The following is a 306-nucleotide window of genomic DNA, read 5'->3' as shown; positions in this document are numbered from 1 at the left end:
GTCCGGAGGGGCTGGGCGCGGCGGTCGCGGGCGCCGTGCCGTGGCGTTCCGCCGGTGTGGTGGCGGCGGTGGTGGTGCTCGGCTGCGCGGCGGCGGCCCTCCCCTTCGGCCCGTACGCCGTCGTCCGCCACGCCTTCGCGGCCCTGGCCGCGCTTGCGGCGGCCGAACTCCTGCTGCACCACTGCCGCCGCCGTCTCGGCGGGGTGACCGGCGATGTCTTCGGCGCGCTGGCGGAGACGGCCGCGACGATGGCCCTGGTGGTCCTGACCTTCAGGTAGGGCCCGGCGGGTGCGGACGCCGACGGAC

The 306-nt window shown here is 78.4% G+C and carries 1 protein-coding gene; it reads left to right on the top strand.

The genetic code is table 11. The features are described 5' to 3' along the window. A partial coding sequence (locus KN815_RS49480; RefSeq protein ID WP_216348251.1) for an adenosylcobinamide-GDP ribazoletransferase occupies positions 1–278 on the top strand: 278 nt, incomplete at its 5' end. Positions 279–306 lie beyond the last annotated feature (28 nt).

This window comes from Streptomyces niphimycinicus, assembly GCF_018883605.1.
GTDB lineage: Bacteria > Actinomycetota > Actinomycetes > Streptomycetales > Streptomycetaceae > Streptomyces > Streptomyces niphimycinicus.
This window is presented reverse-complemented; position numbering and strand designations above follow the sequence as displayed.